General features: G+C 66.5%; 21 protein-coding genes. 11 read left to right on the top strand and 10 right to left on the bottom strand.

Features of this window, described 5'->3' with window-relative positions; all coding sequences use genetic code 11:
- From tssH to PSPA7_RS13740, 5 genes are all read left to right on the top strand, one after another.
- Positions 1–2,550 carry a type VI secretion system ATPase TssH gene (tssH, locus tag PSPA7_RS13755; RefSeq protein WP_012075685.1) on the top strand — a complete coding sequence of 850 codons (2,550 nt, stop codon included), beginning with the start codon at positions 1–3 and terminating at the stop codon, positions 2,548–2,550.
- 22 nt (positions 2,551–2,572) lie between these two features.
- A complete protein-coding gene (locus PSPA7_RS32085; RefSeq protein ID WP_138009459.1) occupies positions 2,573–3,166 on the top strand; it encodes a hypothetical protein in 594 nt (197 codons plus the stop codon).
- 100 nt (positions 3,167–3,266) lie between these two features.
- The gene (locus tag PSPA7_RS13750; protein ID WP_003154689.1) at positions 3,267–4,235 is read left to right on the top strand and encodes an endonuclease/exonuclease/phosphatase family protein; all 969 of its coding nucleotides are present in this window, start codon (positions 3,267–3,269) and stop codon (positions 4,233–4,235) included.
- Between the two features lie 56 nt (positions 4,236–4,291).
- Entirely contained in the window at positions 4,292–6,298 is a 2,007-nt protein-coding gene (locus PSPA7_RS13745; RefSeq protein WP_012075684.1) for a type VI secretion system Vgr family protein, read from the top strand.
- A 10-nt stretch (positions 6,299–6,308) separates the two neighbouring features.
- The gene (locus PSPA7_RS13740) at positions 6,309–6,845 is read left to right on the top strand and encodes a toxin-antitoxin system YwqK family antitoxin (RefSeq protein ID WP_012075683.1); all 537 of its coding nucleotides are present in this window, start codon (positions 6,309–6,311) and stop codon (positions 6,843–6,845) included.
- A gap of 24 nt (positions 6,846–6,869) precedes the next feature.
- On the opposite strand, the gene PSPA7_RS13735 is transcribed toward PSPA7_RS13740, so the two are convergent.
- Entirely contained in the window at positions 6,870–7,265 is a 396-nt protein-coding gene (locus tag PSPA7_RS13735; RefSeq protein ID WP_041025348.1) for a DUF4280 domain-containing protein, read from the bottom strand.
- A gap of 275 nt (positions 7,266–7,540) precedes the next feature.
- Here PSPA7_RS13735 and PSPA7_RS13730 point away from each other — a divergent pair, with 275 nt between their 5' ends.
- Positions 7,541–8,182 (top strand): LuxR C-terminal-related transcriptional regulator, encoded by a 642-nt coding sequence (locus tag PSPA7_RS13730; protein WP_003116947.1) that lies wholly within the window; start codon positions 7,541–7,543, stop codon positions 8,180–8,182.
- Between the two features lie 205 nt (positions 8,183–8,387).
- Positions 8,388–9,593: an ABC transporter substrate-binding protein gene (locus PSPA7_RS13725; protein WP_012075681.1), complete on the top strand. Its 1,206-nt coding sequence runs from the start codon at positions 8,388–8,390 to the stop codon at positions 9,591–9,593.
- A gap of 416 nt (positions 9,594–10,009) precedes the next feature.
- Here the strand turns inward: PSPA7_RS13725 and PSPA7_RS13720 are convergent, their stop codons facing one another.
- The 3 genes from PSPA7_RS13720 to PSPA7_RS13710 form a co-directional block, all read right to left on the bottom strand.
- Positions 10,010–12,325, bottom strand: coding sequence for a xanthine dehydrogenase family protein molybdopterin-binding subunit (locus PSPA7_RS13720; RefSeq protein WP_012075680.1), 2,316 nt, complete (start codon positions 12,323–12,325; stop codon positions 10,010–10,012).
- On the bottom strand, positions 12,322–12,792 hold the full coding sequence (locus PSPA7_RS13715) for a (2Fe-2S)-binding protein (protein WP_003154695.1): 471 nt from the start codon (positions 12,790–12,792) through the stop codon (positions 12,322–12,324). The genes PSPA7_RS13720 and PSPA7_RS13715 overlap by 4 nt, the downstream gene beginning before the upstream one ends.
- A gap of 243 nt (positions 12,793–13,035) precedes the next feature.
- Positions 13,036–13,272, bottom strand: a complete 237-nt coding sequence (locus PSPA7_RS13710) for a hypothetical protein (RefSeq protein ID WP_003154697.1) — start codon at positions 13,270–13,272, stop codon at positions 13,036–13,038.
- A 289-nt stretch (positions 13,273–13,561) separates the two neighbouring features.
- Here PSPA7_RS13710 and PSPA7_RS13705 point away from each other — a divergent pair, with 289 nt between their 5' ends.
- Positions 13,562–13,804 carry a DUF1654 domain-containing protein gene (locus PSPA7_RS13705; protein WP_003154699.1) on the top strand — a complete coding sequence of 81 codons (243 nt, stop codon included), beginning with the start codon at positions 13,562–13,564 and terminating at the stop codon, positions 13,802–13,804.
- A gap of 66 nt (positions 13,805–13,870) precedes the next feature.
- Here the strand turns inward: PSPA7_RS13705 and lldA are convergent, their stop codons facing one another.
- The 6 genes from lldA to PSPA7_RS13675 form a co-directional block, all read right to left on the bottom strand.
- A complete protein-coding gene (lldA, locus tag PSPA7_RS13700; RefSeq protein WP_012075679.1) occupies positions 13,871–15,022 on the bottom strand; it encodes an L-lactate dehydrogenase LldA in 1,152 nt (383 codons plus the stop codon).
- A 96-nt stretch (positions 15,023–15,118) separates the two neighbouring features.
- On the bottom strand, positions 15,119–16,039 hold the full coding sequence (locus PSPA7_RS13695) for a LysR substrate-binding domain-containing protein (protein ID WP_012075678.1): 921 nt from the start codon (positions 16,037–16,039) through the stop codon (positions 15,119–15,121).
- A gap of 41 nt (positions 16,040–16,080) precedes the next feature.
- Positions 16,081–16,404: a hypothetical protein gene (locus PSPA7_RS13690; protein ID WP_003151868.1), complete on the bottom strand. Its 324-nt coding sequence runs from the start codon at positions 16,402–16,404 to the stop codon at positions 16,081–16,083.
- 180 nt (positions 16,405–16,584) lie between these two features.
- On the bottom strand, positions 16,585–18,873 hold the full coding sequence (pvdQ, locus tag PSPA7_RS13685) for a bifunctional acylase PvdQ (RefSeq protein ID WP_041025346.1): 2,289 nt from the start codon (positions 18,871–18,873) through the stop codon (positions 16,585–16,587).
- Positions 18,874–18,995: 122 nt separating this feature from the next.
- Positions 18,996–20,327, bottom strand: a complete 1,332-nt coding sequence (locus PSPA7_RS13680; protein WP_012075675.1) for a lysine N(6)-hydroxylase/L-ornithine N(5)-oxygenase family protein — start codon at positions 20,325–20,327, stop codon at positions 18,996–18,998.
- A gap of 116 nt (positions 20,328–20,443) precedes the next feature.
- On the bottom strand, positions 20,444–20,923 hold the full coding sequence (locus PSPA7_RS13675) for a sigma-70 family RNA polymerase sigma factor (protein WP_003151871.1): 480 nt from the start codon (positions 20,921–20,923) through the stop codon (positions 20,444–20,446).
- 159 nt (positions 20,924–21,082) lie between these two features.
- On the opposite strand from PSPA7_RS13675, the gene PSPA7_RS13670 reads away from it, so the two are divergent.
- The 3 genes from PSPA7_RS13670 to pvdT all read left to right on the top strand — a co-directional run bounded on the left by PSPA7_RS13670 (position 21,083) and on the right by pvdT (position 25,344).
- Entirely contained in the window at positions 21,083–22,078 is a 996-nt protein-coding gene (locus PSPA7_RS13670) for a FecR family protein (protein ID WP_012075674.1), read from the top strand.
- Between the two features lie 99 nt (positions 22,079–22,177).
- On the top strand, positions 22,178–23,353 hold the full coding sequence (gene pvdR, locus PSPA7_RS13665; RefSeq protein WP_012075673.1) for a pyoverdine export/recycling transporter periplasmic adaptor subunit PvdR: 1,176 nt from the start codon (positions 22,178–22,180) through the stop codon (positions 23,351–23,353).
- Positions 23,353–25,344: a pyoverdine export/recycling transporter ATP-binding/permease subunit PvdT gene (gene pvdT, locus PSPA7_RS13660; RefSeq protein WP_012075672.1), complete on the top strand. Its 1,992-nt coding sequence runs from the start codon at positions 23,353–23,355 to the stop codon at positions 25,342–25,344. Before pvdR ends, pvdT begins: the two co-directional genes overlap by 1 nt.
- Positions 25,345–25,348 lie beyond the last annotated feature (4 nt).

Raw genomic sequence — 25,348 nt, 5'->3', positions numbered from 1 at the left:
GTGGAACTCGCCGCCCTGATCGGCCGCCTCAACCCGGACTGTCGCCGCGCCCTGGAGCGCGCCGCGCAACGCTGCCTGCAACGCACCCATCATTACGTAGAGATCGAGCACCTGCTACTGGAGCTGCTGGACATCGACGGCGGCGACTTCGCCTGCCTGCTGCCGCGCTTCGGCCTGGAGCGCGACGCCCTGGTCGCCGAGATCAACCTGTCGCTGGAGCTGTTCAAGGCCGGCAATACCCGCACTCCGGCGCTGTCCGCGCACACCATCGGCCTGCTCGAGGACGCCGTGGTCCACGCCAGCGTGCTCGGCCAGGCGCAGATCCGTTCCGGCCTGCTGCTGCTCGCCCTGCTCGACCGCGAGGAGCGCCGCGCCCTGTTGCTGAACAGCGCGTCGTCGCTGCTGCGGATTCCCCACGAGGCCTTGCAGGCCAACCTGCTGGAGTGGATCCAGGCCTCCCGCGAACAGCCGCCCGCGCCGAACCGTCCGGCGGCAGGCGGCGACAAGCCGGAAAGCGCCCAGGACCCGCTGCTCGACCAGTACACCCAGGACCTCACCGCCGAGGCCCGCGCCGGGCGCATCGACCCCATAGTCGGGCGCGACGGGGAGATCCGCCAGTGCGTCGACATCCTCCTGCGCCGGCGGCAGAACAACCCGATCCTGGTCGGCGCGCCGGGCGTCGGCAAGACCGCGGTGGTCGAGGGCCTGGCCCTGCGCATCGCCGCCGGCGAAGTGCCGCCGTCGTTGCAGGAGGTGATCCTGCGGGTGCTCGACCTCGGCCTGTTGCAGGCCGGCGCCAGCATGAAGGGCGAGTTCGAGCAGCGCCTCAAGGGCGTGATCGACGCCGTGCGCAACAGCGCGCAGCCGATCATCCTGTTCATCGACGAGGCGCACACGCTGATCGGCGCCGGCGGCGCGGAAGGCGGCAGCGACGCCGCCAACCTGCTCAAGCCGGCCCTGGCGCGCGGCGAGTTGCGCACCCTGGCGGCCACCACCTGGCTGGAATACAAGAAATACTTCGAGAAGGACCCGGCGCTGACCCGGCGCTTCCAGCTGGTCCAGGTCGAGGAGCCGGACGAGGCCACCGCCGTGGAGATGCTGCGCGGCGTCGCCGGCAAGCTGGAACAGCATCACGGCGTGCAGATCATGGACGCGGCCATCGTCGATGCGGTGAAGCTGTCGCACCGCTACATCTCCGGCCGCCAGTTGCCGGACAAGGCCATCAGCGTGCTGGACACCGCCTGCGCCCGCGTCGCCCTGGCCCAGCACGACGTGCCGCCGGCCCTGGAGAACCTGCGCCACCGTGAACTGGCGGTGGAGGAAGAGCTGCAACGCCTGCGCCGCGAGCAGGCCACCGGCCTGGACCACAGCGTGCGCATCACCGGCCTGGAGCAGGAATCGGTGGGTAACCTGTCGGCCATCCGCGCCCTGGAAAAACGTTGGGGCGAAGAACGCGAGGCGGTACGCGAACTGCTGCAGTCACGCCGCGAACTGCTGACCCTGAGCGAGAGCGCCGACGCCGCCAAACCCGACGAAGAACTCGACGGCCGCATCGACCACCTGGCCGCCGAACTGGCCCGCCTGGAAGCCGGCCTCGACGCCATCCGCGAGGATGATCCGCTGGTGCCCGAACAGGTCGACTCGAAGACCGTGGCCGCGGTGATCGCCGGCTGGACCGGCATCCCGGTTGGCAAGATGCTCGCCGACGAAGCCCATGCCATCCGCACCCTGGCCCAGCGCATGGGCCAGCGGGTGATGGGCCAGGAGGCCGCCCTGGGCGCCATCGCCCAGCGCATCCAGGCCTATCGCGCCGGACTCAGCGACCCGGCCAAGCCGGTCGGCGTATTCCTCCTGCCCGGCCCCACCGGCGTGGGCAAGACCGAGACCGCCTACGCCCTGGCCGACGCCCTCTACGGCGGCGAACGCAACCTGATCAGCATCAACCTCTCCGAGTACCAGGAGGCCCACACCGTCAGCCAGCTCAAGGGCGCCCCGCCCGGCTACGTCGGCTACGGCAGCGGCGGCGTGCTCACCGAAGCGGTGCGCCGCAAGCCCTATTCGGTGGTGCTGCTGGACGAGATCGAGAAAGCCCATCCGGACGTGCTGGAAGCCTTCTACAACGTGTTCGACAAGGGTGTGATGGAAGACGGCACCGGCCTGGTGGTGGACTTCAGGAACACCGTGATCCTCGCCACCAGCAACGTCGGCGCCGAACTGCTGCTGGACAGCCCGGCCGAACAGGTCGCCACCCCGGCCTTCGACGAGCGCCTGCGCAAAGTCCTGCTGCAAACCTTCCGCCCGGCGTTCCTCGCGCGCATGACCGTGGTGCCTTACCGGCCGCTGGAGGAAGCCACCCTGGAAGGCATCGTCGTGGCCAAGCTGGAAAAACTGCGGGAACGCTACAAGGCCGCTACCGGCAAACAGTTCGACTTCGACCCGGCCATCGTCAAGGCCGTGCTCGCCAAGTGCAGCGCGGCGGGCGCGCGGGATATCGAGAACGTGCTGATGGCGCAGGTGACGGGGAAGTTGGCGGAGTGGGCATTGGAGTAAAGCAGTCACAGGAGCAGTTGAGATGCCACAACTAATAGGGCAAGCCCGCAGGGACTTTCTCCTGCAGATAATGCTCACCATTCACTCGCGAGGTTATCAATACGCGCCTCAAATCAAAGGCTATGCATTGGGGAGCCCGGTTCCCGCTGCCGGGAGCCGCATGAATTGCGAGGGTGCCGCACTACTCATGAAGGAACTGGCGATGTCTCACGCACCGGCCAGCGCGTTTGCTTCCGATCAACTAAGAGTTGTGCGCTATCGAACCTCTAACAGGATGCTTTTCCCCTGGCAACCGCAGATGAAATTCGCATTAGGCGCCCCCCATCCCAATCACGTTCTAAATGTAGGATGGGTATTTGAAAATCACTTCAGGCTCAGGGACTGCGGCGACGGAAATCGACTTTACGATCCAACATTTTGCACCACCACTGGAAACAACTACGATGCCATCGAGGGCAGTACGCAACCCTTAGTAACGCAGAATGGCCAAGTAATTGCAGAAGTATTCGGAGAAAAGCATCTGGTCGTCACTCAGGGGCAAACAAGGGACCTCTTTCAGATAAGCAACTCACCGTTAAATAACCGATACATCATTCAGGATTCGTCTTATGTATAGCAAGGACACTCACGGATGATCAGCCTACTCCCGGCCTGGAGCAGCGACTGCAACACAAAAACACTAAAGCCCCCGCAATCATCACGATAACGGAGTAAGCATGCCTCTGAAGATAATGATCTGGAATGCGCAACACTTCGACAACCAGAAATATTTCCGATCACAGGCATACACGGATAAACTTGATTTTCTCAGGCATTACCTGACACAAGAAGAAATTGATATTATTGCTTTGATGGAAACCGGAAAAACCGGAGACATCAATCAAACTCTAATTGACGACCTATCCTCCGAGTACACATTTATCGGAGCGACATCACAAGAAAGCGGCGCGAGAAAAAATACGACACTGGGGACCATGATTTTTCTAAAGAATATAATATCCACGAAATTCTCCCTGATTGACAACTACATTCTCTCCCCAACCGAACAGCGCGGCGCTGTAATAATAAAGCACAATAAAACCCACTTGGGATTCGCCTTTTATCATTCAAACTCTTCGTACCGAGCAATGGCCAACATTGTCGATACAGTGCAGTACATTCAACTCAACCTGAGTTCTCTAGGCATCTCGAAACTCTGCTATTTCGGCGGCGACCTGAATACAGATGGAAACTACGAGAGCAAAGAAATCTCCAGCAGAAAAAACCTGAGCGACAAGAACAATCCCTATGCAAGGGTGTTCCAGGTGGCAGGCCCCTCTCTGTACAAACTACTGCCAACGGGCAGCGGCTACACCCATGCAAGTATCAAAGAAGTATTCGTACCGGACGCAAAAAGCCGCAGATTGCTCAAGAGCGCCGAACAGCAGAAGAAACAACCAAGGGTTTCACTGAAGAGGACTGTACCTAAAACATTGGTCCTCACAGGAAAAGTGACCGGATACACCACAACGTTTCGCCTCCTCGATTTTGCCTATGTCGATGACCTTGGAGCCTGGTCGGCCACTTGCGACGCCTCCCTGTCAGCACCAGGAGGTCTCATAAGGCCCATCCGGATGAGCAAAGGAAAAGCCATGCGCAGTGACCACTATCCCGTCGTGTTCACTCACAACGGTAATTTCGACTGAGTTAACGAGCCTCTCCGAATGATGCAACCGTCACTAATAGCTGCCCGAGACAAACCATGCCCCAGCACACCGACACCACTTCCAGCCTTTCCTTGACGGCGTCGGCGCTCACGGAACTCTATCCGCGGGCCATTGCTGGACAGGAGGCGCTGAACGATCTCGCAAATCTGCTAGTCCTGGGCTTTGCCAACACTCCGCTCACCTTGGCTAACGCCGTAATCACCCACATCACCACCACCCTCCACAACGACTCACAGTCCCGCCCGCTCGACGCCCTCATCGCCGAAATCCACCAACTGCCCGCCGACGCTACCGCCGACCGCTATCAACTCGTCCTCCGCCCCTGGCTCTGGTGGCTGACCCTGGCCAGCAACAACCGCGTATTCCAGAATCTCGCCACCAGCGACATCGTCACCACGATCTTCAAGGCCCACGGCTTCACCGACTTCAAGCTGTCGCTGACCGGCAGCTACGAGCCCCGTGAATACTGCGTGCAGTACGGCGAGACCGACTTCGCCTTCGTCTCGCGCCTGCTGGAGGAGGAAGGCATCTTCTGGTTCTTCACCCACGAAGAGGGCAAGCACACGCTGGTGCTGGCGGACAACAACGATGCCTTCCCGCCCATCCCCAACGGGCCCAAGGTGCCGTACCTGGGCCAGGAAATCGGCGTGCGCGAGTTGCACGGCATCCGTTCGGCGCAGTACTGCCTGCAGGCGGTGGCCGGGACCTACAGTGCCACCGACTACGAGTTCACCACGCCCACCACTTCGCTCTATTCCCAGGCCCAGGCGGAAGCAGGGCCACGCGCGCAATACGAACACCCCGGGGGCTATACCGCCAAGGCGCGGGGCGATGCGCTGACCAAGCAGCGCGTGGACGGCCTGCGCAGCCAGGAGAAGCGGCTGATCGGCGAGAGCGACTGCCGCTGGCTGGTGCCGGGGCACTGGTTCACCCTGACCGGACATGACGACGCCAGCCTGAACATCGACTGGGTGCTGACCTCGGTGACCCACGAGGCCGACCACGGGCACTACCGCAACCGCTTCGAGGCCATCCCCAAGGCCACCGCCTACCGCCCTCCCCGCACCACGCTCAAGCCACGCATGCACACTCAGACCGCCAAAGTGGTGGGCAAGGCCGGCGAGGAGATCTGGACCGACCAGTACGGCCGGATCAAGCTCCAGTTCCCCTGGGACCGCGACGGCAAGAACGACGAGACCTCGTCGTGCTGGGTGCGCGTGGTGCTGCCCTGGAGCGGCAAGGGCTTCGGCATGCAGTTCGTGCCACGCATCGGCCAGGAAGTGATCGTCACCTTCATCGACGGCGACCCGGACCGCCCGCTGGTCACCGGCTGCGTCTACAACGGCGACAACGCCCTGCCCTATGCGCTGCCGGACAACCAGACGCAATCCGGCATCAAGACCAACTCGTCGAAGGGCGGCGGCGGTTTCAACGAGCTGCGTTTCGAGGACAAGAAGGACGCCGAGGAGGTCTTCCTCCAGGCGCAGAAGGACCTCAACGTCAACGTGCTCAACGACAGCACCGCCAGCATCGGCCACGACGAGACCCTGACGGTGCAGAACGCCCGCACCCGCACGGTGAAGGAAGGCGACGAAACCGTCACCCTGGAGAAAGGCAAGCGCACGGTGACCATCCAGACCGGCAGCGACAGCCTGGATGTGAAGGAAACGCGCACGGTGACGGTGGGCGCCGACCAGACCCACAGCACCGGCGGCAACTACAGCCACCAGGTCAGCGGCGACTTCGAGCTGACGGTGGACGGCAACCTGACCATCAAGGTCAGCGGCACCCTCGCCCTGCAAAGCGGCGGCAGCCTGACCCTGAAGAGCGACGCCGACCTCGTCGCCCAGGCCGGCACCTCGCTGACCAGCAAGGCCGGGACGTCGCTGACCAACCAGGCCGGCACCTCGCTCACCAACAAGGCCGGCACCAGCCTGACCAACGATGCCGGCGTCAGCCTGACCAACAAGGCCGGCGCCGAACAGACGGTGGACGGCGGCGGCATGCTGACCCTCAAGGGCGGCCTGGTAAAGGTCAACTGAGGAGAAGTGCATGGCGGCATCCGGCAAGCTCGACCTGGTTCGAGGCGACAGCCATCTCGCCGGCAGCCTGCTCGACGGCAGCCTGGAAGGTCCGTTGCGCATCGACGAGCACGACAGGCCGCAGGCCAGCCTCGGCTACCGGCAGGGCCAGTTGCACGGCGCCAGCACCCTGTTCCATCCCAACGGCAAGGTCTCCGCGCAACTCGCCTTCGTCGACGGCAAGCTGCACGGGCCGGCCAGTTTCCATGCCGCGGAAGGCTGGTTGCAGCGCAAGGCGCACTACCGCAACGGACTGCTCCACGGCGAAGCGCTCAACTATTTCGCCAACGGCCAGGTGGCCGAGCGCGAGCATTACCGCGACGGCGTGCGCGACGGGGTCTACCAGCGCTTCCATGGCAATGGCCAACTGGCCTTCGACGGACGCTACCTGAACGGCCAGCTACTGGACGGCGCCCAGCCGTTCGCCGACGACGGCCGGCCGCTGGACAGCGAGGGCAAGCCCATGGCGCGCTGGCGCTGGTGGTGGATCAGGCTGGCGGAGCCCTAGGCGTGCGCATCGGCCAGGCGGCGCTCAGGGAATCAGCATCTGCAGCTGTCCCGGCACGCTGATCTTGATCACCCCGCCCCAGGTGCAGATCAGCGTGCCGTTGGCGTCCAGCGCGGGCATCCCGCCCAGCAGCAGGGTCGGCGGACCGCCGGGGATCCACGGGCTGGCGGTGGCGGGAATGCACGGCATCGGCGTCAGTACGCCGAGGGCGGCGGCGGTGGCGGCGGCCACCACGGGGTTGGCCGGGCTCTGGCAGAGGCCGAAGGTGGGAATGTTCAGCAGCGGGATGTGGTCCATGATGTTCGCCGCCGGCATCCCGCTGGTCAGGGTGCGGTGCTGCGGCAACACGTTGAGCACCGTCGGCGCCACCCCGAAGCTGCATTGCAGGGTGGCGCCGGCGCAGACCTGCGGGCAGCCCATGCCGTCCTCCCGAGCGCGATGGCGTTGTAGCAGGATAGACCAGCCCATCGCGCTCACCGTGGGGCTGGCTGCTGTTTTTCTGACGAATGCCCGACATGCGTGTCGCCAGCGGCGCTAGAATTCCGCTGTCATGCGGGGCGGAGCTCCGCGACAGGGATCGACGAAAAAGGATTTTCGGCGGATCGAACGGTGCCCGCAGCGCCCTCGCCGGCCGGCCTGCGGCCGGTCGATGCAGGAGTTGCCGCACCCTGGCCGCCCCCAAGGACGGGACGACAATGCCTAGCACAAGAAGCCTCCCCGCACGGGTCATCGTCGCCGATGACTATCCCCTGTTCCGCGATGGCCTGAGACGGGTCGTCCGCCGCTACCTCCCGCAAGCCGCCGTGAGCGAAGCGGGCAGCTTCGACGAGGTGCTGCGCCTGGCCTCGAGCGTCTCGCCGGAACCTCCCGCCCTCTTCGTCCTCGACCTGCTGCTCCCCGGCTTCGCCGCCTCCCAGTCCATCGAGCGCTTGCGCCGCGCCTATCGGCACAGTGCAATCGTCATCGTCTCGATGCTCGACGACCCGCGCCTGGTGGACGAGGTGCTGGCCGCCGGCGCCGACGGCTACCTCGGCAAATCCCTGGAGGCCGGGGAGATCGGCACGGCGTTGCAGACGCTCGGCAGCGGCGAACCGGTGGTGCGCCTGCGCGGCGGGTCGAGCGCCGGCAGTCGGCAACGCGCCCGCCTGGACGCACTGACCCCACGGCAGCAAGCGGTACTGCGGCTGATCGCCGATGGCCTGTCGAACAAGGAAATCGGCCGCGCACTGTCGATCTCGCCGTTCACCGTGCGCGTGCACGTTTCCTCGCTGCTGCGCGCCCTGGAGGTGAACACGCGGACAGCCGCCGCGGCGCTGGCGGTGAAGGCCGGCTTCTAGGCAGTTTCTGCTTCTGCGCGCCCCCGCTCGGAGTTCCCGCGCCACCGCCCGGCACTGCCGAATCGCGAAGCCGGTCGCGTTTTCCGCGAAGTCTCCTCGCAGCGCTGAAGCCCGCCCCGTCGGACCGGTCCCATCCATGAGGGGCGCGCCTGCACGCCGGACTCACCGGGAGCGGCGACGCTCGTTTTCAGCAGAGGAACGGCACATGATCGACAGGGTGAAGCCGCTGATGGCGGCATGGGTTCTGGTCTTCGCATCTTCTTCGTTCGCCGGCGAAACGGCAGGAAAACTGCCACGAAAGCCAACTCTAGGGCCGGAAACCGCCGGGGCGACCCTGGTCATTCCCGGCGAGACCGACAGGCTCGCATCGCTCTACGCCCGCGCACAGGCCGAAGGCGGCAAGGTGGTGCTCTGGGCCGGCGGCGACGCGCCGAACCAGATGGACTGGTTGAAGACGGCCTTCGAGAGCCGCTTTCCCGGCGTGACCCTGGACGTCACGGTCGACCTCTCCAAGTTCCACGACCTGCGCATCGACCAGGAACTCGCCGCCGGCACCCTGACGCCGGACGTGGCGATGCTGCAAACCACCTTCGATTTCGACAAATGGAAGGCCCGCGACGTGCTGCTGCGCTACAAGCCGGTCGGCTTCGCCCGGCAGAAGAAAGGCTACGCCGATCCCGACGGCGCCTATGTCACGGCCTACAACAACGCCTTCGTGCCGACCTACGCTTCCGTCCGGCTGCCAGCGGAGCGCTATCCGACGCGCTTCGCCGATTACCTGAAGCCGGCCTTCAAGGGCAAGCTGGTGCTGACCTATCCCCATGACGACGATGCGGTGCTGTACGTCTACGACAAGCTGGAACGGCGCTACGGCAGCGGGTTCCTGCGCGCCCTGGCGGCGCAGAAACCGAACTTCCTGCGCGGCACGGCGGCGCCGGCGGCCTCGGTGGGCGCCGACTCCATCGGTTCGCTGGGCAACCTGACCGGCTATGCGACCGACAGCGATACACCGGCCGGCTACTTCATCCCGACCGACGAGCCGTTCATCGTCTGGAACCAGCGCGCGGCGATCTTCAAGGCCGCCCGTCATCCGGCCACGGCCAAGCTGCTGCTGTCCTACCTGGGCTCGGCCGAGTTCCAGTCCAGCTACGGCGGCTGGCGCGCCCGCGCCGACGTCGGCGAAGCGCCTGGGCTGCCGCCACTGGAGTCGCTGAAGAACGTCGATGTGCACGATTTCACCCGCTGGATGACCGATCGCCAACGGGTGGCCAGCCTGCGCAGGCACATGGCGGAAATCTTCGGCCCGGTACGCGGCGAGTCGCCGTTGCGCGACCCGGCGCTGATGAGCCTGCTGGGGCTGACGGCGAACGACATCGTCGCCCTGCCCGAACCGGACCTGCCGATCTACTGAACCGCCATGACGGCCTCGCGCACGGACGACGCGGGGTCGTCGATCCTGGAGAATTGCGCATCCGGTTTCGACGGCAAGCAGGCGGCCTGGAGCGGCTGGGAAGACCCTCACTTCTTATAAAATACTTTTAATAAACGATTTATCTTATTGATTAATAATACAAATAAAATACTAGAATTCACTTTAAGTTGAGACGACAAGGCGGCGCATAACGCTACGCGTTGTCCGCCCTGGCGTCCGCTTGCCGCCTTCGCTGCGCAGGGCGAACGAGGCTTCGCGCGTTATCCGCCGACAGGCCTCTGCCAGGGAAGGACGGCGGCACGGAAAACTCTTCTTCGACAATGACTTCCGCGTGGAACCTGATCCATCGCCTGCGCTCGCGCGAACTCACGCAGGCGACGACCAGGACGAAGGACCTAGGCCTTCCGCCACCCCTGCAACTGATTGCGGATCGGCAACTCGCGGATGCGCTTGCCGGTGGCGGCGAAGATCGCGTTGCACAGCGCCGGCGCTATCGGCGGCACCCCGGGCTCGCCGACCCCGCCCAGCGGCAGGTCGCCGTCCGGCTTGAGCAGATGCACCGACACCGCCTTGGGCGCCAGCGGCATGCGCGCCAGCTCGTACTGGTGGAAGTTGTCCTGCTGGACCTTGCCATCCTTGAAGCTGATCTCGCCCAGCGCCGCCAGGCCCAGGCCCATCACGCAGGCGCCCTCGAGCTGCGAGCGGATGCGCTCGGGGTTGATCTGCGGACCGCAGTCGGCGGCGATGGTGGCCTTGTGCACCAGCAGCGCGCCGTCGTCCTTCACCTCCACCTCGATCACCACCGCCACGTAGGTGACGAAGCTGTAGTGCGCGGCGATTCCCCGCGCCCTGCCCCTGGGCAGCTCGCCGCCCCAGCCGGACTGGCGCGCCGCCTCCTCGATCACCCCGCGCAGGCGGCCGACATCGAGCGGGTAGCGCTGCGGCGACTCGCCGTAGTTCCAGCTGTCGCCGAGTTCGGCGGTGTCGATCCGCCGCGCCGGGCCGAGCAGCTTGAGCAGGTAGTCCTTCGGGTCCTGGCCAGCCTTCGCCGCCAGTTCGCCGACGAAGCTCTGGATGGCGAAGGCATGGGGGATGTTGGAGACCGAGCGGAACCAGCCGACCCGGGTGTGCGCCGGGGCCTCGGGGTTCTCCAGGCGCACGTTGGGAATGGCGAATGGCAGGTTGGTCAGGCCCATGCCCAGCTCGAAGGCGCCCTGGTGCTTGCTGTCCGGGCCGAACAGCGCGGTGATGCTCGGCGCCACCGAGCGATGCAGCCAGGCCTGCGGCAGCCCGTCGGCGCCGAGCACGGCCTGCAGGCGCTCCACCGAGACCGTGTGGAAATAGGAGAAATGCAGGTCGTCCTCACGGGTCCACTGCACGCGCAGGTGGCGACCGGGGAACGCCTTGGCCAGGATCGCCGCTTCGAGCACGTAGTCGGGCTTGGACTTGCGGCCGAAACCGCCGCCGAGCAGGGTCACGTTGACCGTGACCTTGTCGAACGGCAGCTTCAGCCGCTCGGCGATGCGCTCGCGGGTCACTTGCGGCGCTTGGGTCGGGGCCCAGACCTCGCAGGCACCGTCCTTGTACCAGGCGGTGGAGACCGGCGGTTCCATCGGTGCCTGGGCCAGGTGCGGCAGGTAGTACTCGGCCTCGACGATATCCCCGCCCCTGGCGAACAGCGCCGCGGCATCGCCGCTGTCACGCACCACCTTGCCCGGCTTGCGCGCGGCCTCTTCCAGTTGCTTGCGGTAGGCCACCGAGTCGTAGCCGCCGTTGACCCCGGCGTCCCACTCGAGCACCAGCGCCTCGCGCCCCTTGATCGCTGCCCAGGTGTTCTTCGCCACCACGGCGACCCCACCCAGCGGCTGGAACTCGGACGGGATCGGCCGGCTTTCGATCTCGATCACCTTGAGCACCCCCGGCACCTTCAGCGCGGCGGCGGCGTCGTAGCGCTTGAGCTTGCCGCCGTAGATCGGCGGCCGGGCGACCACCGCGTAGAGCATGTCGTCGAAGCGCGCGTCGAAGCCGAAGCCGGCGCGGCCGTTGACGATGTCGGCGCCGTCGATGGCGCGCGCCACGTCCTTGCCGATGTAGCGGAACTGCTCGGGCTTCTTCAGCACCAGCTTGTCGCGCGCCGGCACATCGAGGCCGGCGGCAGCCTCGGCCAGCTCGCCGAAGGACAGCGAACGGCCGCTGGGCGCGTGGAGCACCCTGTTCTGTTCGGCGCGACACTCGCCCAGCGGTACCTTCCACTGATTGGCCGCGGCCTGTTCGAGCATCTGCCGCGCCGCCGCGCCGCAGCGGCGCATGGGTTCGAACCAATGGCGCATGCTGCGCGAGCCATCGGTGTCCTGGTTGCCGTAGCGCGCTTCGTCGCCGGGCGCCTGGATCACCTTGACCCGGCTCCAGTCGGCCTCCAGCTCGTCGGCCACCACCATCGCCAGGCTGGTGCGCACGCCCTGGCCCATTTCCGAGCGGTTGCAGACGATGCCGACCGTGCCGTCCTTGTCGATGCTCACGTAGATCTTCGGGTTGTCCACCCAGCCGTGGGGCATGGCGTCGGCGCCGAAAGCCTTCTGTTCCGCCGCCAGAGCGTCGCGCCAGCCCCAGTTGGCGGCGACCAGCAGCACGCCGGTGGCGCCGACGCCCTTGAGGAAGCCGCGGCGGCTGAGGTTGCCGATGACCAGGTCGTCGAGAGTCGAGCGCTTCATGCCTTGGCCTCCTGCAGCTTGGCGGAGGCGTTGTGGATCGCCGTCTTGATCCGGTTGTAGGTGCCGCAGCGGCAGATGTTGCCGGCCATGGCCGCCTCGATCTGCTCGTCGCTGGGCGCGGGATTGCTCTTCAGCAGCGCGGTGGCGGACATGATCTGCCCGCCCTGGCAATAGCCGCACTGCGCCACGCCGATGTCCAGCCAGGCCTGCTGGACGACCTCGCCGATCTTGTCGGTGTGCAGGTGGTCGATGGTGGTGACCTTCCTGCCCTGCGCCAGGCTCACCGGCGTGATGCACGAGCGCGTGGCCTGGCCGTCGATGTGGATGGTGCACGAGCCGCACAGGCCCATGCCGCAGCCGAACTTGGTCCCGGTATAGCCGACGACGTCGCGGATGGCCCAGAGCAAGGGCATATCCTCGGTGACATCGAGCTGATGATCCTGACCGTTGAGGTTGAGGGTAATCATCGGTGCACGCCTTTTCTGGTTTCTGTTTATGGATCAGCGCGGCTCTGCGATGCGCCCCAAGGCGCCGCGAACCGCCTCCCAGGCTGAAGCGGAAGATTATTCGCCAGCGCGCCGCGGCGGATAACCAGGCAGGACTGAACGTATCGTTGAATGAAATTCAACGATACCGAGGCTGGGGCGGAATGCGCCGCAACGCTGCCATCCATCACCCTAGCCAAGCGCGAGGCGCTTCGCCGGCCGGGACTAGCCGCGCCGGATGCGCAGGCGCTCGGCGTGATAGATCAGCGGGCCGTACTGGTCCTCGGCGCCGCCGGGGTCGTCCAGCAGCACGCCGGTGATACGGCCCTGGCGGAACAGCAGGCGGATCGCCATCAGGTTGGCCCTGGGATCGCCCTTGAGATCGTGGAGGGAACGCGGGGTGTCGGCATCCAGCTGACAAAACACCGATTCGAGCAAAACATCGGAAGGTTCTAACGCCATGCAGTCGTATCCATCGAGAAGTACCGGCCACCATGCCCTGCCCGGGCCGCCGGTCAAAGCCCATCCCTGGAAAAACGTCTTTCCGCGCATTGAAACAATGCGCAACGATTTTCCCCGGCGCAGTGTCGCCCGGCGCCAGACCCGTTGCCAAGAACCGTACATCTCCACCCGGCCCCTGCGACAACGTTGCAATACTTTCTTCACACGACTTCCGCTACAAAGGTAGCTCGCGGAACCGAGGGTTCCTTGTCCAACCCACCCATAACCGAGAAAGCAAGCGGAGGCACCCATGAACCACACTGCATCGATCCCCGCCCTGCCCACGGCCTATGACCTGCTGAACACCCGCATCCAGCGCATCATCCACGCCCCGGCGGCCCAGCAGGCCTGCCAGGCCTGCATTTCCCGATTGCCCGGTGAAGACGAGGGCGACTGGGCCCACCTGCTGGAAGACCTCGACCGTTCCAGCCAGTGGCTGCTCGACCCGCAACGCGACGGCAGCATCGTCCTGCGCTGGAGTTCCGCCGCCTGATCCTCTTTGCCGCGCGGCCGCCGAGCCGCGCGGCTTCCGCTTCTTCCCTCCCGCCGCCGTTCCCGGCTATCGCGGATAGGTTCCCGGCAACAGGATGTCCCGGCCGACCTCACGGATGTCGGTATGCCCGCAGAAGGCCATGGTCAGGTCCAGCTCGCGGGCGATGATCTCCAGCGCCCGCGTCACCCCGGCCTGCCCCAGCGCGCCCAGCCCGTAGAGATAGGGACGGCCGATCATGGTCCCGCGCGCGCCGAGGGCGATCGCCTTGAGCACGTCCTGCCCGGAACGGATGCCGCTGTCGAGCCAGACCTCGATGCGCTCGCCCACCGCCTCGACGATCGCCGGCAGCGCGCTGATGGTCGAAGGCGCACCGTCCAGCTGGCGTCCGCCATGGTTGCTGACGATCAGTGCGTCCGCGCCGGAGTCGGCGGCCAGGCGCGCGTCCTCGGCGTCGAGGATGCCCTTGAGCACCAGCTTGCCGCCCCAGCGCCGCTTGATCCATTCGACGTCGCCCCAGTTCAGCCGTGGGTCGAACTGGCGGGCGGTCCACTCGGACAGCGAGCCCATGTCGTCGACGCCCTTGACGTGACCGACGATGTTGCCGAAACCGCGACGCCGGGTGCCGAGCATGCCCAGCGCCCAGCGCGGCTTGGTGGCGATGTTCAGCAGGTTGGCCAGGGTCGGCCGCGGCGGCGCCGAGAGACCGTTCTTCAGGTCCTTGTGGCGCTGGCCGATGATCTGCAGGTCGAGGGTCAGCACCAGCGCGTCGCAGCCCGCGGCCCTGGCGCGCTCGATCAGGCGTTCGATGAAATCGCGGTCGCGCATCACGTAGAGCTGGAACCAGAACGGCTGGCCGACTTCCGTGGCGATGTCCTCCAGGGAACAGATGCTCATGGTCGACAGGGTGTAGCGCACGCCGAACTCGGCGGCGGCGCGGGCGGCGAGGATCTCACCGTCGGCATGCTGCATGCCGGCCAACCCGGTGGGCGCGATGGCCACCGGCATGGCCATCTCCTGGCCGAGCATGCGGGTGCGCAGCGAGCGGTTCTCGATGTTGCGCGCGACCCGCTGGCGCAGCTTGATCGCGGCGAAGTCGTCCTGGTTGGCGCGGTAGGTGCCCTCGGTCCAGGAACCGGAATCGGCGTAGTCGTAGAACATCCGTGGCACGCGCTTGCGCGCCAGGCGGCGCAGGTCTTCGATATCGGTGATGACGCTCATGCAGTCCACTCCTTCGGGGGTGGCTGGATGGTAGAGCGCGACGCGCCGCCGCAGGCGGAATAATTCTCGGCGTCGGCGGAAGGAAATTCCGCCGTTTCAGTCGTCCGCCGCCGCAAGGAATTCCCGGCCCTGGGCCACCGCTTCGCGGCAGATCGCCGCCAGCCAGGCGGCGAAACGCTGGCTGGCCGGCGAGGCCTGGTGGCTGCGCAGATGATAGTGATGGGTGGGCGCCGACCGCAGCGCGAACAGCGCCACCAGCCGCCCCTCGGCAAGCCAGGCGCGCGCCAGCGACGGTCGCGCCAGGGCCACGCCCTGGCCGTTGGCCGCGGCCTCCAGGGTCATGCCCAAATCGAGCAGGCGCGGCCCGGCGCAGGGCTCCGGCCAGTCCAGCCCGGCCACGCGGAACCAGGGCTGCCAGGGCTCCAGCGGCGAGCGCAGCAGCGGCAGGCCGGCGAGCATCGATGGCGTCCAGGGCCGCGGCAGGCCGAGCAGCAGCCCCGGCGCGGCCAGCGGCAGCACGCGCTCCTCCAGCAGCCGCTCGCCGGCCGCCACGCCGTGGCTGTCGCCGCGCACCTCGACGTCGGCCAGCGGCAGGTCCTGGCCGTCCGAGGGACTCGACAGGAGGATCTCCAGCTCGATTTCCGGACAGGCCTCGGCGAAGGACGCCAGGCGCGGAATCAGGATCTGCCGGGCGAAGGTCGGCGGCGTGCGCAGGGTCAGCCGCTGCTGGCGCTGGACCTGGCGACGATGCAGCGGAACCGCCGCGAGCTGGGCGAGGATCGGCGCGATCTGTTCGAGATACTCGCGGCCGTGGGAGGTCAGCGCCAGGGAGCGGCCATCACGCTGCAGCAGGTTGACCCCGAGCATCCCCTCGAGACCGGAGACCCGCTTGCTGGCGGCGCTGCCGGTGATCGACAGGAGTTCGGCGGCACGCTCGAAGGTGCCCAGCCGGGCAGCCGCCTCGAACGCCTGCAACGCTTCGATGGAAGGAAAACGGAAATCGTCGGGATTGAGCATGGGGCAGACTTTACCCGCTGCCCGAGGTCAGGCATAGCGGATCAGAGCCGCTGCTCGTTGGCCGCCTCGCGACGCTCCGGCGCGCCGCGCCCGCCGGAAACGTCGGCACACGCCCGGCCGGGGCTGTAGACGTCCTGTTCGTCGAGGGTCACCAGACCGCTGTCCACCAGGCGTCCGAGTACCTGGCGGATGCTCACCAGCGACAGCGGCGTGCCGGTCTCGGAGAGACGCTGGTGGAGGGCCCGGATCGGTACCCGGCCCTGTTCCCCGGAAGCTTCCCACAGCGCATCGATCACTTTCAGCCGGGCCAGGCTCATCTTCAGGCCGGCCTCCTTCAACATCTGCTTGACGGGCGAATGGGTCATCGTGACGCTCCTTTCGTGGACGAATGGGTAGCGGGTTCCCGCCGAAGCCGAGCATCCCTGCCCGCTGCCTGCACGTGTTCCCTGGCACTGGGCGGCCGTCAGCCGCCTCTATGGTTAAAGACGAACGAGCGCGAAAAAACCGTCAGGAATTTTCCCATCAATTCTGATAGTCATTGCTTATCATTCGCTAATGCTCATCCTTTGCAGCTGCGGATCGGCATCGATCTGCCGGTCGCTGAAGGGCAGCGCCTGCCATTGCTGGCGGGAAAACAGCTCGGTCTGGTCGCGGTAATGCGGCGAGCGCGGATCGCTGGACTGGGAGAAGGCCAGCAGCCCGCGCGCCCGCGGCCCGCCCTCGGGGAAGGTGACCAACTGGATGTAGCTGGTGCCGCCGACCACCTCCAGGTGATCGCCCTTGCGGACGCTCTGGATCGCGTTGTAGACGCCGAAATGGCCGTCGCCGCCGGGAATCGCGATGCGCTCCTGGCCGCGGGTGCTGAGCTGCAGGTCGCCCCAGCGCGCGCCACGGGGAATGCCCAGCGCCTCCACCTCCGCCGCGGCCTGGAGCAGCGCCTGGCGTACCTGGGTGGCCACCGCAGGCTTGTCCAGGGCGATGCCGTTCGGCGTGTCGAGCGGACGTTGCGGGTCGAACGGCTCCTTCCAGGCGTCGTCCAGCTCGCCGAAACGCTGCATGAAATGCAGGAAGTAGACGAAGCCGCTGCCGCTGTCGAGGTTGGCGCTGCGGTCCCATTGCGCCAGGGCCGCGCAGGCTTGCTCCAGCGCCTTCTGTTGCGGGTTGTCGTGGCACAGGCGGAGCAGGTCCGGGAGCACCTGGTCGGCGCTGTAGACATGGTTGGCGGTGACCATTTCCTCGAGCATCCCGGCCTCCAGCGGCCGCTTGCCCTGCAGCCGGCTCAGGGCGTAGCGCGCCCGCGGGCCGATGGGTTTCTCCTGGCTGACCAGCGGCGAGAAGCCCTGCAGCGGGCTGGCCGGGTTGGTCAGCCAGGCGCTGTCGTTGGAGTTCTGTACGAAGTCCTTGCGCAGCAGCACCGGCAGTTGTGCCGCCGGGGTGATGCCGGCCTGGGCCGCGGCCGGATCGCGGCTCCAGGCGCAGCGGCTGTCCTGCCCCTGCAGGGCCGGCAGGCCTTCGGCGACCAGCTGCGGAATGGCGCAGGCGGGAATCAGCTCCGGCTTCAGGTAGGGCACCACCGACTGGTTCATGTACAGGGCGTTGCCCTGCTCGTCCGCGGCCAGGGTGTTGACCCAGGGGATGCCCTGTAGCGCCTCGACGCGCCGGCGCAGGTCGGCGACGTCGCTGGCCTGGTTGATCGAGTACCACTGCTGCAATACCCGGGTGTTCTCCAGGTTGGCATCGCGCAGGGCGTAGGCTTCGCCCTTGTTCCAGTCCAGCTTGCCGGGCCAGACCACCAGCGGCCCGTAGAGCGACTGGTAGACCTTGTGCTCGACGCGCGACAACTTGCCGTCGGCGCCGCGCACCTCGATCGCGATGGACTTCTCCTCCAGCGGCAGCGAGCGACCGTCGACCAGGTAGCGCCGCGGGTCCTTCGGGTCCAGCGTCAGGCGGTAGAGGGTGAAGTGGCTGGAGGTATCCACCGTGTGGGTCCAGGCCAGGTGGCGGCTGAAGCCGATGTTGACCACCGGCAGACCGGGCAGCGAGGCGCCCATCACGTCGAGCCGGCCGGGAATGGTCAGGTGCATCTGGTAGAAACGCATCGCGCCATTCCAGGGGAAATGCGGGTTGGCCAGCAGCATGCCCCTGCCGTCCACCGAGCGCTCGCTGCCAACGGCGATGGCGTTGCTGCCACGCTCCAGACGGAAGCGCTGGCGCCGCTGCTCGGCCACCTGGAACGCCCGCTCGCCGCTCAGGGCGACCTTCTCCGCGTCGGGCGGCGCGGCGGCCACCAACGCGTCGGCGAACTGGCCGACCCCGCCTTCCACCAGCAGGCGCCGGGTCAGGCGCAGCAGATCATCGGTCGCGATGGCCCGCAGCCAGGGCTGGCCGAGGCAACTGGTGGTCTTGCCGTCGGCCTCGCGGAGGAAGCGGTTGAAACCGGCGGCGTAGCCTTCGAGCAACTGGCGCACCGCGGGCGTCTGCGCCTGCCAGAAGGCTTGCAGCGCCTCGGGCTGGTTGAGCCAGGCGTAGAAGATGTCGGACGGCAGGTTGTCCAGTTCGGCCGAGGACTTGCCCTCGCTGCCGAAATAGCGCGCCCGCTCGCCGCGCGCGGTGACGATCTCCTCGGCCAGCAGGCAGGCGTTGTCGCGCGCGTAGGCGTAGCCGATGCCGTAGCCCAGGCCGCGCTCATCCCTGGCGCGGATGTGCGGCACGCCATAGGCGGTCCAGCGGATGTCCGCGGCCAGCCCGGTCGGCCGGGCCACATCGGCCTGGACCGGCATCATCGAACCCAACAGCATGCCGGCCAGGCCGGTCAATACGGTACGCATCCCCATCGATGTCGTTTCTCTGCAAAGTGGTGGCCGGAACGGCCGGAACATGCAACGAAAACGCCCTGCGTGCCGGACATCCCCTGGCGGGGAAACGGGCAACACAGGGCGTGGCGGCGTGACGCCGGTCAACTGGCCAGGGCGTGCTCGTGCAGGGCACGGGCCGGAGCACCCGGCTTCAGGTGCTGGTAGAGCGAGCCGGAGATTTCCTCGGCGCGCACCGGCAGCACCGACAGCAGGGTGTCGCTGAGGCCGTGGCTGGCCTGGCAGAAGCCCTGCATGTAGATCGATGCCTGGCAACGCTGGTCGGTGATCAGGCGATAGTTGCGGTCGACCTCGAAGTCGCCGAGGTAGTCTGCCATCGGCTCCAGCAGTTGACGGTGCAGTTGCCGCTCGTAGCCGGTGGCGAGGATCACCAGGTCGTAGCGCTGCACGCTCAGTTCGCCATTGGCGGTATTGCGCAACGCCAGTTCGATGCCCTCGGCGCCTGCCGTGGCCTTCTCCACCGAGCGCAGGCTGCGGAAGGCGTGGCGCGGGACTCCGGAAACCTTCTGGCGATAGAAGATGCCGTAGATGCGCTCGATCAGGTCGATATCCACCACCGAATAGTTGGTGTTGTGGTACTCGCGCACCAGGCGCTCACGCTCCGCGCCTTCCTGGTTGTAGATCAGGTCGGTGAACTCGGGCGCGAACACTTCGTTGACGAACGGGCTGTCGTCCGCCGGCTTCAGCGCCGAACCGCGCAGGATCAGGTCGACCTGTACCGATGGATAGCTGTCGTTGAGGTCGATGAAGGCTTCGGCGGCACTCTGTCCGCCGCCGATGATCGCGACCTTCATCGGCTGGCCGTTGACACAGGGCTGCTTGAGCATGCGCTCCAGGTACTGCGAATGGTGGAAGACCCTGCCATCGTCTTTCAGGTGGCGGAACGCCAGGGGAATGCGCGGGGTACCGCCGGCGCTGACCACCACCGAGCGAGTGGTCCGCACCAATTCCTCGCCTTCGGCGTTGCGTGAAGTCACCCGCAGCGCCTCGATCTTGCGCTCGACCAGCATCGGCTCGACCGACAGCACTTCCTCGCCATAACGGCTCTGCTCGGCGAAATGCCCGGCGACCCAGCGCAGGTAGTCGTTGAATTCCATGCGGCAGGGATAGAAGGTACCCAGGTTGATGAAGTCCACCAGGCGCCCATGCTTGTGCAGGTAGTTGACGAAGGAATACGGGCTGGTCGGGTTGCGCAGGGACACCAGGTCCTTGAGGAAGGAAATCTGCAGTTCGCTCTGGCTGACCAGGGTATTGCCGTGCCAGCGATAGTCGGCCTGCTTGTCGAGGAACAGGACTTGCAGTTCCCCCTGGGTCTTCGCGCGTTCCTCAAGGGCGATCGCCAAGGCGATGTTCGAGGGGCCGAAGCCGATACCGATAAGGTCGTGAACGACGGCGGTTGCTGTAGCCTGGGTCATTTCCAGTGTCCTCTGGATAGGCTCCCGAAACCGGGGAGCGATAGGTCAAGAGCGGCCCGTAAGGGCGTCTGTTGACTAGGAACGAGGACCGGGAAACGAAATTTAACCGCGCTGGATCAACTGGACTCCCAGGCTCGCATGCGCAGGCGGCAGTGTTTCATCGCATTGACGATGTGCTTTTCCACGAGGCTGCGGGAGATATTCAGGTGCGCCGCTATCTCGTTGTGGGAAAGCCCTTCCAGCTTGCGCAGGAGAAAGGACTCGCGACACAGCGGCGGCAACTCGTTCAGCGCCAGGGACAGCAGGTCCAGGCGCTGGCGCTGGTCCTCGAGCACCTGGGGGGAAGGCTCGGACATACCCTCCTCCTCGTCGAGGACGTGCAAGGGCTCGGCCTTGCGCACCCGGCTGCGGCGATGTTCGTCGACCGCGAGATTGAGCGCCGTCCGGTACAGGAACGCCCGCGGATGCTCGATTCGCGCTTGACTGGAGCGCTCCAGCACGCGCAAATACGCGTCGTGGGCAACGTCGGCCGCCGCCTGCCGGTCTCCGAGCCTGGCGCAGAGGAAACGCAACAGCTCCCGATAATGGTTTTCCAAGACAACTCCTGCTCGCTACCGCGTGAGCGCTATCCTTGACCGAATGGGAAACCCCACAGGCGATGTTGGCAGCCTGAAATCATTAAATTTATAATAATTCTCATCCAGCTTTAAAGCCTTGCCATCCAAGAGAGACGACAGGCGCAAACGGAACCCTCGATGAAGACACCCCTCCCCGCCGACAGCGACACCCTGGTCCAGGACGCCGCTCACTGGTGCATGCGCCTGCATGCCGAGGACTGCAGCGAGGAAGAGCGCGCCGAGTTCCGTCGCTGGCTGGCGAGCGACCCGAGGCACGCCGACGAATACGCGGCAATGGAAGAAATCTGGCAGCTCAGCGAGTTGCTCCCCCGCCGCCCCGCCGCCCCGGCGGCCGTCCAGGCACGGCCACGCCCGCGGGCGTCCCGCCGGCGCCACTGGAAAAGCCAGGCGCGAGCCGCCGCGCTCGCCTTGTTCCTGCTCCCCGCCTCCGCCTACCTGGGCTGGCTGCAGGGCTGGATACCTTCCAGCTACCAGCGCTACGCGGCGCAGGACAACATCCGCCACGTCACCCTTCCCGACGGCAGCGAGGTAGAGCTTGATCTCAAGACCCGCCTCAGCTTCGCCAACTTCAGGGACATCCGCCGCGTCGCCCTGGACGAGGGCGAGGCCTATTTCCATGTCACCCACGATACGACCCATCCATTCGTGGTCAGAGCCGGCAAGGGCTCGATCACCGTCACCGGCACCCGCTTCAATGTCTGGAAGTACCAGGACAACGTCGTCGTCACCGTGACCGAAGGCTCGGTGAAGGTTCGCAGCGAAGGATCGGGCAGCGACAGCAGCCTGACCCCGGGCATGCAGGCAAGCTACTACCCCGGACTGCTGCAACCACTGGTCGAGGCGGTCGACACCCATCAGGCCCTGGCCTGGCGCGAAGGTCGCCTGGTTCTCGACGACCTGCCACTGGCCCAGGCCCTGCCGCTGATCAATCGCTACCTGGAACATCCGCTGGTCCTTACCGACAAGGCCAGCGCCGAACTGCGCATCGGCGGCATCTACAGCACCCGCGAGATACGCAACCTGGTCGAGGCCCTGCCAAAGGTCCTGCCGGTCGACCTCGAGCACCGCGACGACGGCAGCATCCGCATCAGCAGCCGCTACGCCCAACTCTGAGCCGGCGCTAAATTATCCGCTTCCGCCTTCGTATACCTGGGAGCGCCAGCCCGCCCGACATACAACGGCGGTCTCTCCACGCACCGGCCGGATTCCCGAATGAGACGAACCCGTAGTACTCGTCGCGCACTGCTCGTCGCAGTCTGCCTCAGCCCCCTGATCGCCCTGGCCGCCTGGCAGGCCTACCCGTTCCGCAGCACCAGCTTCGATACCGTGAGCGTCAGCCGCGGCAGCATCGAGAGCAGCGTCTCGGCGCTCGGCACCCTGCAGCCGCGGCGCTACGTCGACGTCGGCGCCCAGGCCTCCGGGCAGATCCGCAAGTTGCACGTCGAGGCCGGGGACGATGTGACGGAAGGCCAGTTGCTGGTCGAGATCGACCCCTCCACCCAGCAGGCCAAGGTGGATGCCGGCCGCTATTCGATCGAGATGCTCAAGGCACAACTGGCCGAGCAACGCGCCCAGTACACCCTCGCCCGCCAGCAGTACCAGCGCCAGCAGCGACTGGCCGCCGGCGGCGCGACGCGCACCGAGGACGTGCAGAGCGCCCAGGCGCAGATGCTCGCCACCCAGGCGCGGATCGACATGTACCAGGCGCAGATCCGCCAGGCCCAGGCCTCGCTGCGCAGCGACGAAGCCGAACTCGGCTATACCCGCATCTACGCGCCGATGTCCGGCACGGTGGTGGCCGTCGATGCGCGCGAAGGCCAGACCCTCAACGCCCAGCAGCAGACCCCGCTGATCCTGCGGATCGCCAGATTGTCGCCGATGACCGTCTGGGCCCAGGTCTCCGAAGCCGACATCGGCCGGGTCAAGCCCGGCATGCCGGCCTACTTCACGACTCTCAGCGGCGAAGGCCGGCGCTGGACCGGCAAGGTCCGGCAGATCCTCCCGGTGCCGCCCAAGCCGCTGGATCAGAGCAACCAGGGCGGCGGCAGCCCCACCAGCGGCAGCGGCGGGCAGAGCGGCAGCGGCCGGGTGGTGCTGTATACCGTGCTGGTCGACGTGGACAACGGCGACCACCAACTGATGGCGGAAATGACCGCCCAGGTGTTCTTCGTCGCCGCCACCGCGGAAAACATCCTCACCGCACCGGTCGCCGCCATTCACGACGACGGCAAGGGCGGCCAGGTCGCCTGGGTGGTCGGCAGCAACGGCAAGCCGCAGAGCCGCCAGATCAGGACCGGCATCAGCGACCGCCTGCGGGTGCAGGTACTTGCCGGCCTGGAGGAAGGCGACCGCCTGCTGATGGCCGTTCCCGACGGCAGCGACAGCTGATGGAAAACGCCAAGCAGCCCGTCCCTCTGATCGAACTGCGCGACATCCGCAAGCGCTACGGCGGCAACGGCACTCCGGAAGTCGAAGTACTCAAGGGCGTATCGCTGTCGATCCACGCCGGCGAGTTCGTCGCCATCGTCGGCGCCTCCGGCTCCGGCAAGTCGACCCTGATGAACATCCTCGGCTGCCTCGACCGGCCCAGCTCCGGCAGCTACCACTTCGCCGGCCACGACGTCGCCGAACTGGACAGCGACGAGCAGGCCTGGCTGCGCCGCGAGGCGTTCGGCTTCGTGTTCCAGGGCTATCACCTGATCCCCTCCGCCTCGGCCCAGGAGAACGTCGAGATGCCGGCGATCTACTCCGGCACCCCGGCGAGCGAGCGACACACCCGTGCGCGGGCCCTGCTCGAACGCCTGGGCCTGGCCGAGCGCACCGGCAACCGTCCGCACCAGCTGTCCGGCGGCCAGCAGCAACGGGTCTCGATCGCCCGCGCGCTGATGAACGGCGGCCATATCATCCTCGCCGACGAGCCCACCGGCGCCCTCGACAGCCACAGCGGCGCGGAAGTCATGGCGCTGCTCGACGAACTGGCCGGCCAGGGCCACGTGGTGATCCTGATCACCCACGACCGCGACGTCGCCGCCCGCGCCAAGCGCATCATCGAGGTGCGCGACGGCGAGATCGTCAGCGACAGCGCCAACGACGACCGCCCGGCGCACCCGAGCGCCGGCGTCGGGCGCCACCTGCAGGCCGACGATCTCAGCCAGCGCCTCGCCGAGGGCAGCAGCGAACCCTCTGGGGCCTGGCGCGCCGAACTGCTGGAGGCGGTGCGCGCCGCCTGGCGGGTGATGTGGATCAATCGGTTCCGCACCGCGCTGACCCTGCTCGGGATCATCATCGGCGTCGCCTCGGTGGTGGTCATGCTCGCCGTCGGCGAGGGCAGCAAGCGCCAGGTGATGGCGCAGATGGGCGCGTTCGGCTCGAACATCATCTATCTCAGCGGCGACTCGCCGAACCCGCGCGCGCCGATGGGCATCGTCAGCAGCGACGACGTCGCCGCCATCGCCACCCTGCCCCAGGTGAAGAAGGTCATGCCGGTGAACGGCGGCAAGCTGGTGGTGCGCTACGGCAACATCGACTACCACGCCTACGTCGGTGGCAACAACACCGACTTCCCGGAAATCCTCAACTGGCCGGTGGCCGAGGGCAGTTACTTCACCGAACGCGACGAGGCCGCCGCCACCACGGTCGCGGTGATCGGCTACAAGGTGCGCAAGAAGCTGTTCGGCAGCGCCAGCCCGATCGGCCGCTACATCCTCATCGAGAACGTGCCGTTCCAGGTCATCGGCGTGCTCGCCGAGAAAGGCTCCAGCTCCGGCGACCAGGACGCCGACAACCGCATCGCCATCCCCTACTCCGCCGCCAGCATCCGCCTGTTCGGCACGCGCAACCCCGAGTACGTGATCATCGCCGCCGCCGACGCCCAGCGCGTGCACCAGGCCGAGCGCGCCATCGACCAGTTGATGCTGCGCCTGCACCGCGGCCAGCGCGACTACGCGCTGACCAACAACGCGGCGATGATCCAGGCCGAGGCGGCGACCCAGAACACCCTGTCGCTGATGCTCGGCTCGATCGCCGCGATCTCCCTGCTGGTGGGCGGGATCGGGGTGATGAACATCATGCTCATGACCGTGCGCGAGCGCACCCGTGAGATCGGCATCCGCATGGCCACTGGCGCCCGCCAGGGCGATATCCTCCGCCAGTTCCTCACCGAGGCGGCGATGCTCTCGGTGGTCGGCGGCCTGGCCGGGATCGCCCTGGCCTTGAGCATCGGCGGCATGCTGCTGCTCGGCCAGGTCGCGGTGGCCTTTTCCCTGTCGGCCATCGTCGGCGCCTTCGGCTGTGCGCTGGTCACCGGCCTGGTGTTCGGCTTCATGCCGGCGCGCAAGGCCGCCCAGCTGGACCCGGTGGCCGCCCTGGCCAGCCAATGACGGA

It is taken from the genome of Pseudomonas paraeruginosa PA7, assembly GCF_000017205.1.
Lineage (GTDB): Bacteria > Pseudomonadota > Gammaproteobacteria > Pseudomonadales > Pseudomonadaceae > Pseudomonas > Pseudomonas paraeruginosa.
This window is presented reverse-complemented; position numbering and strand designations above follow the sequence as displayed.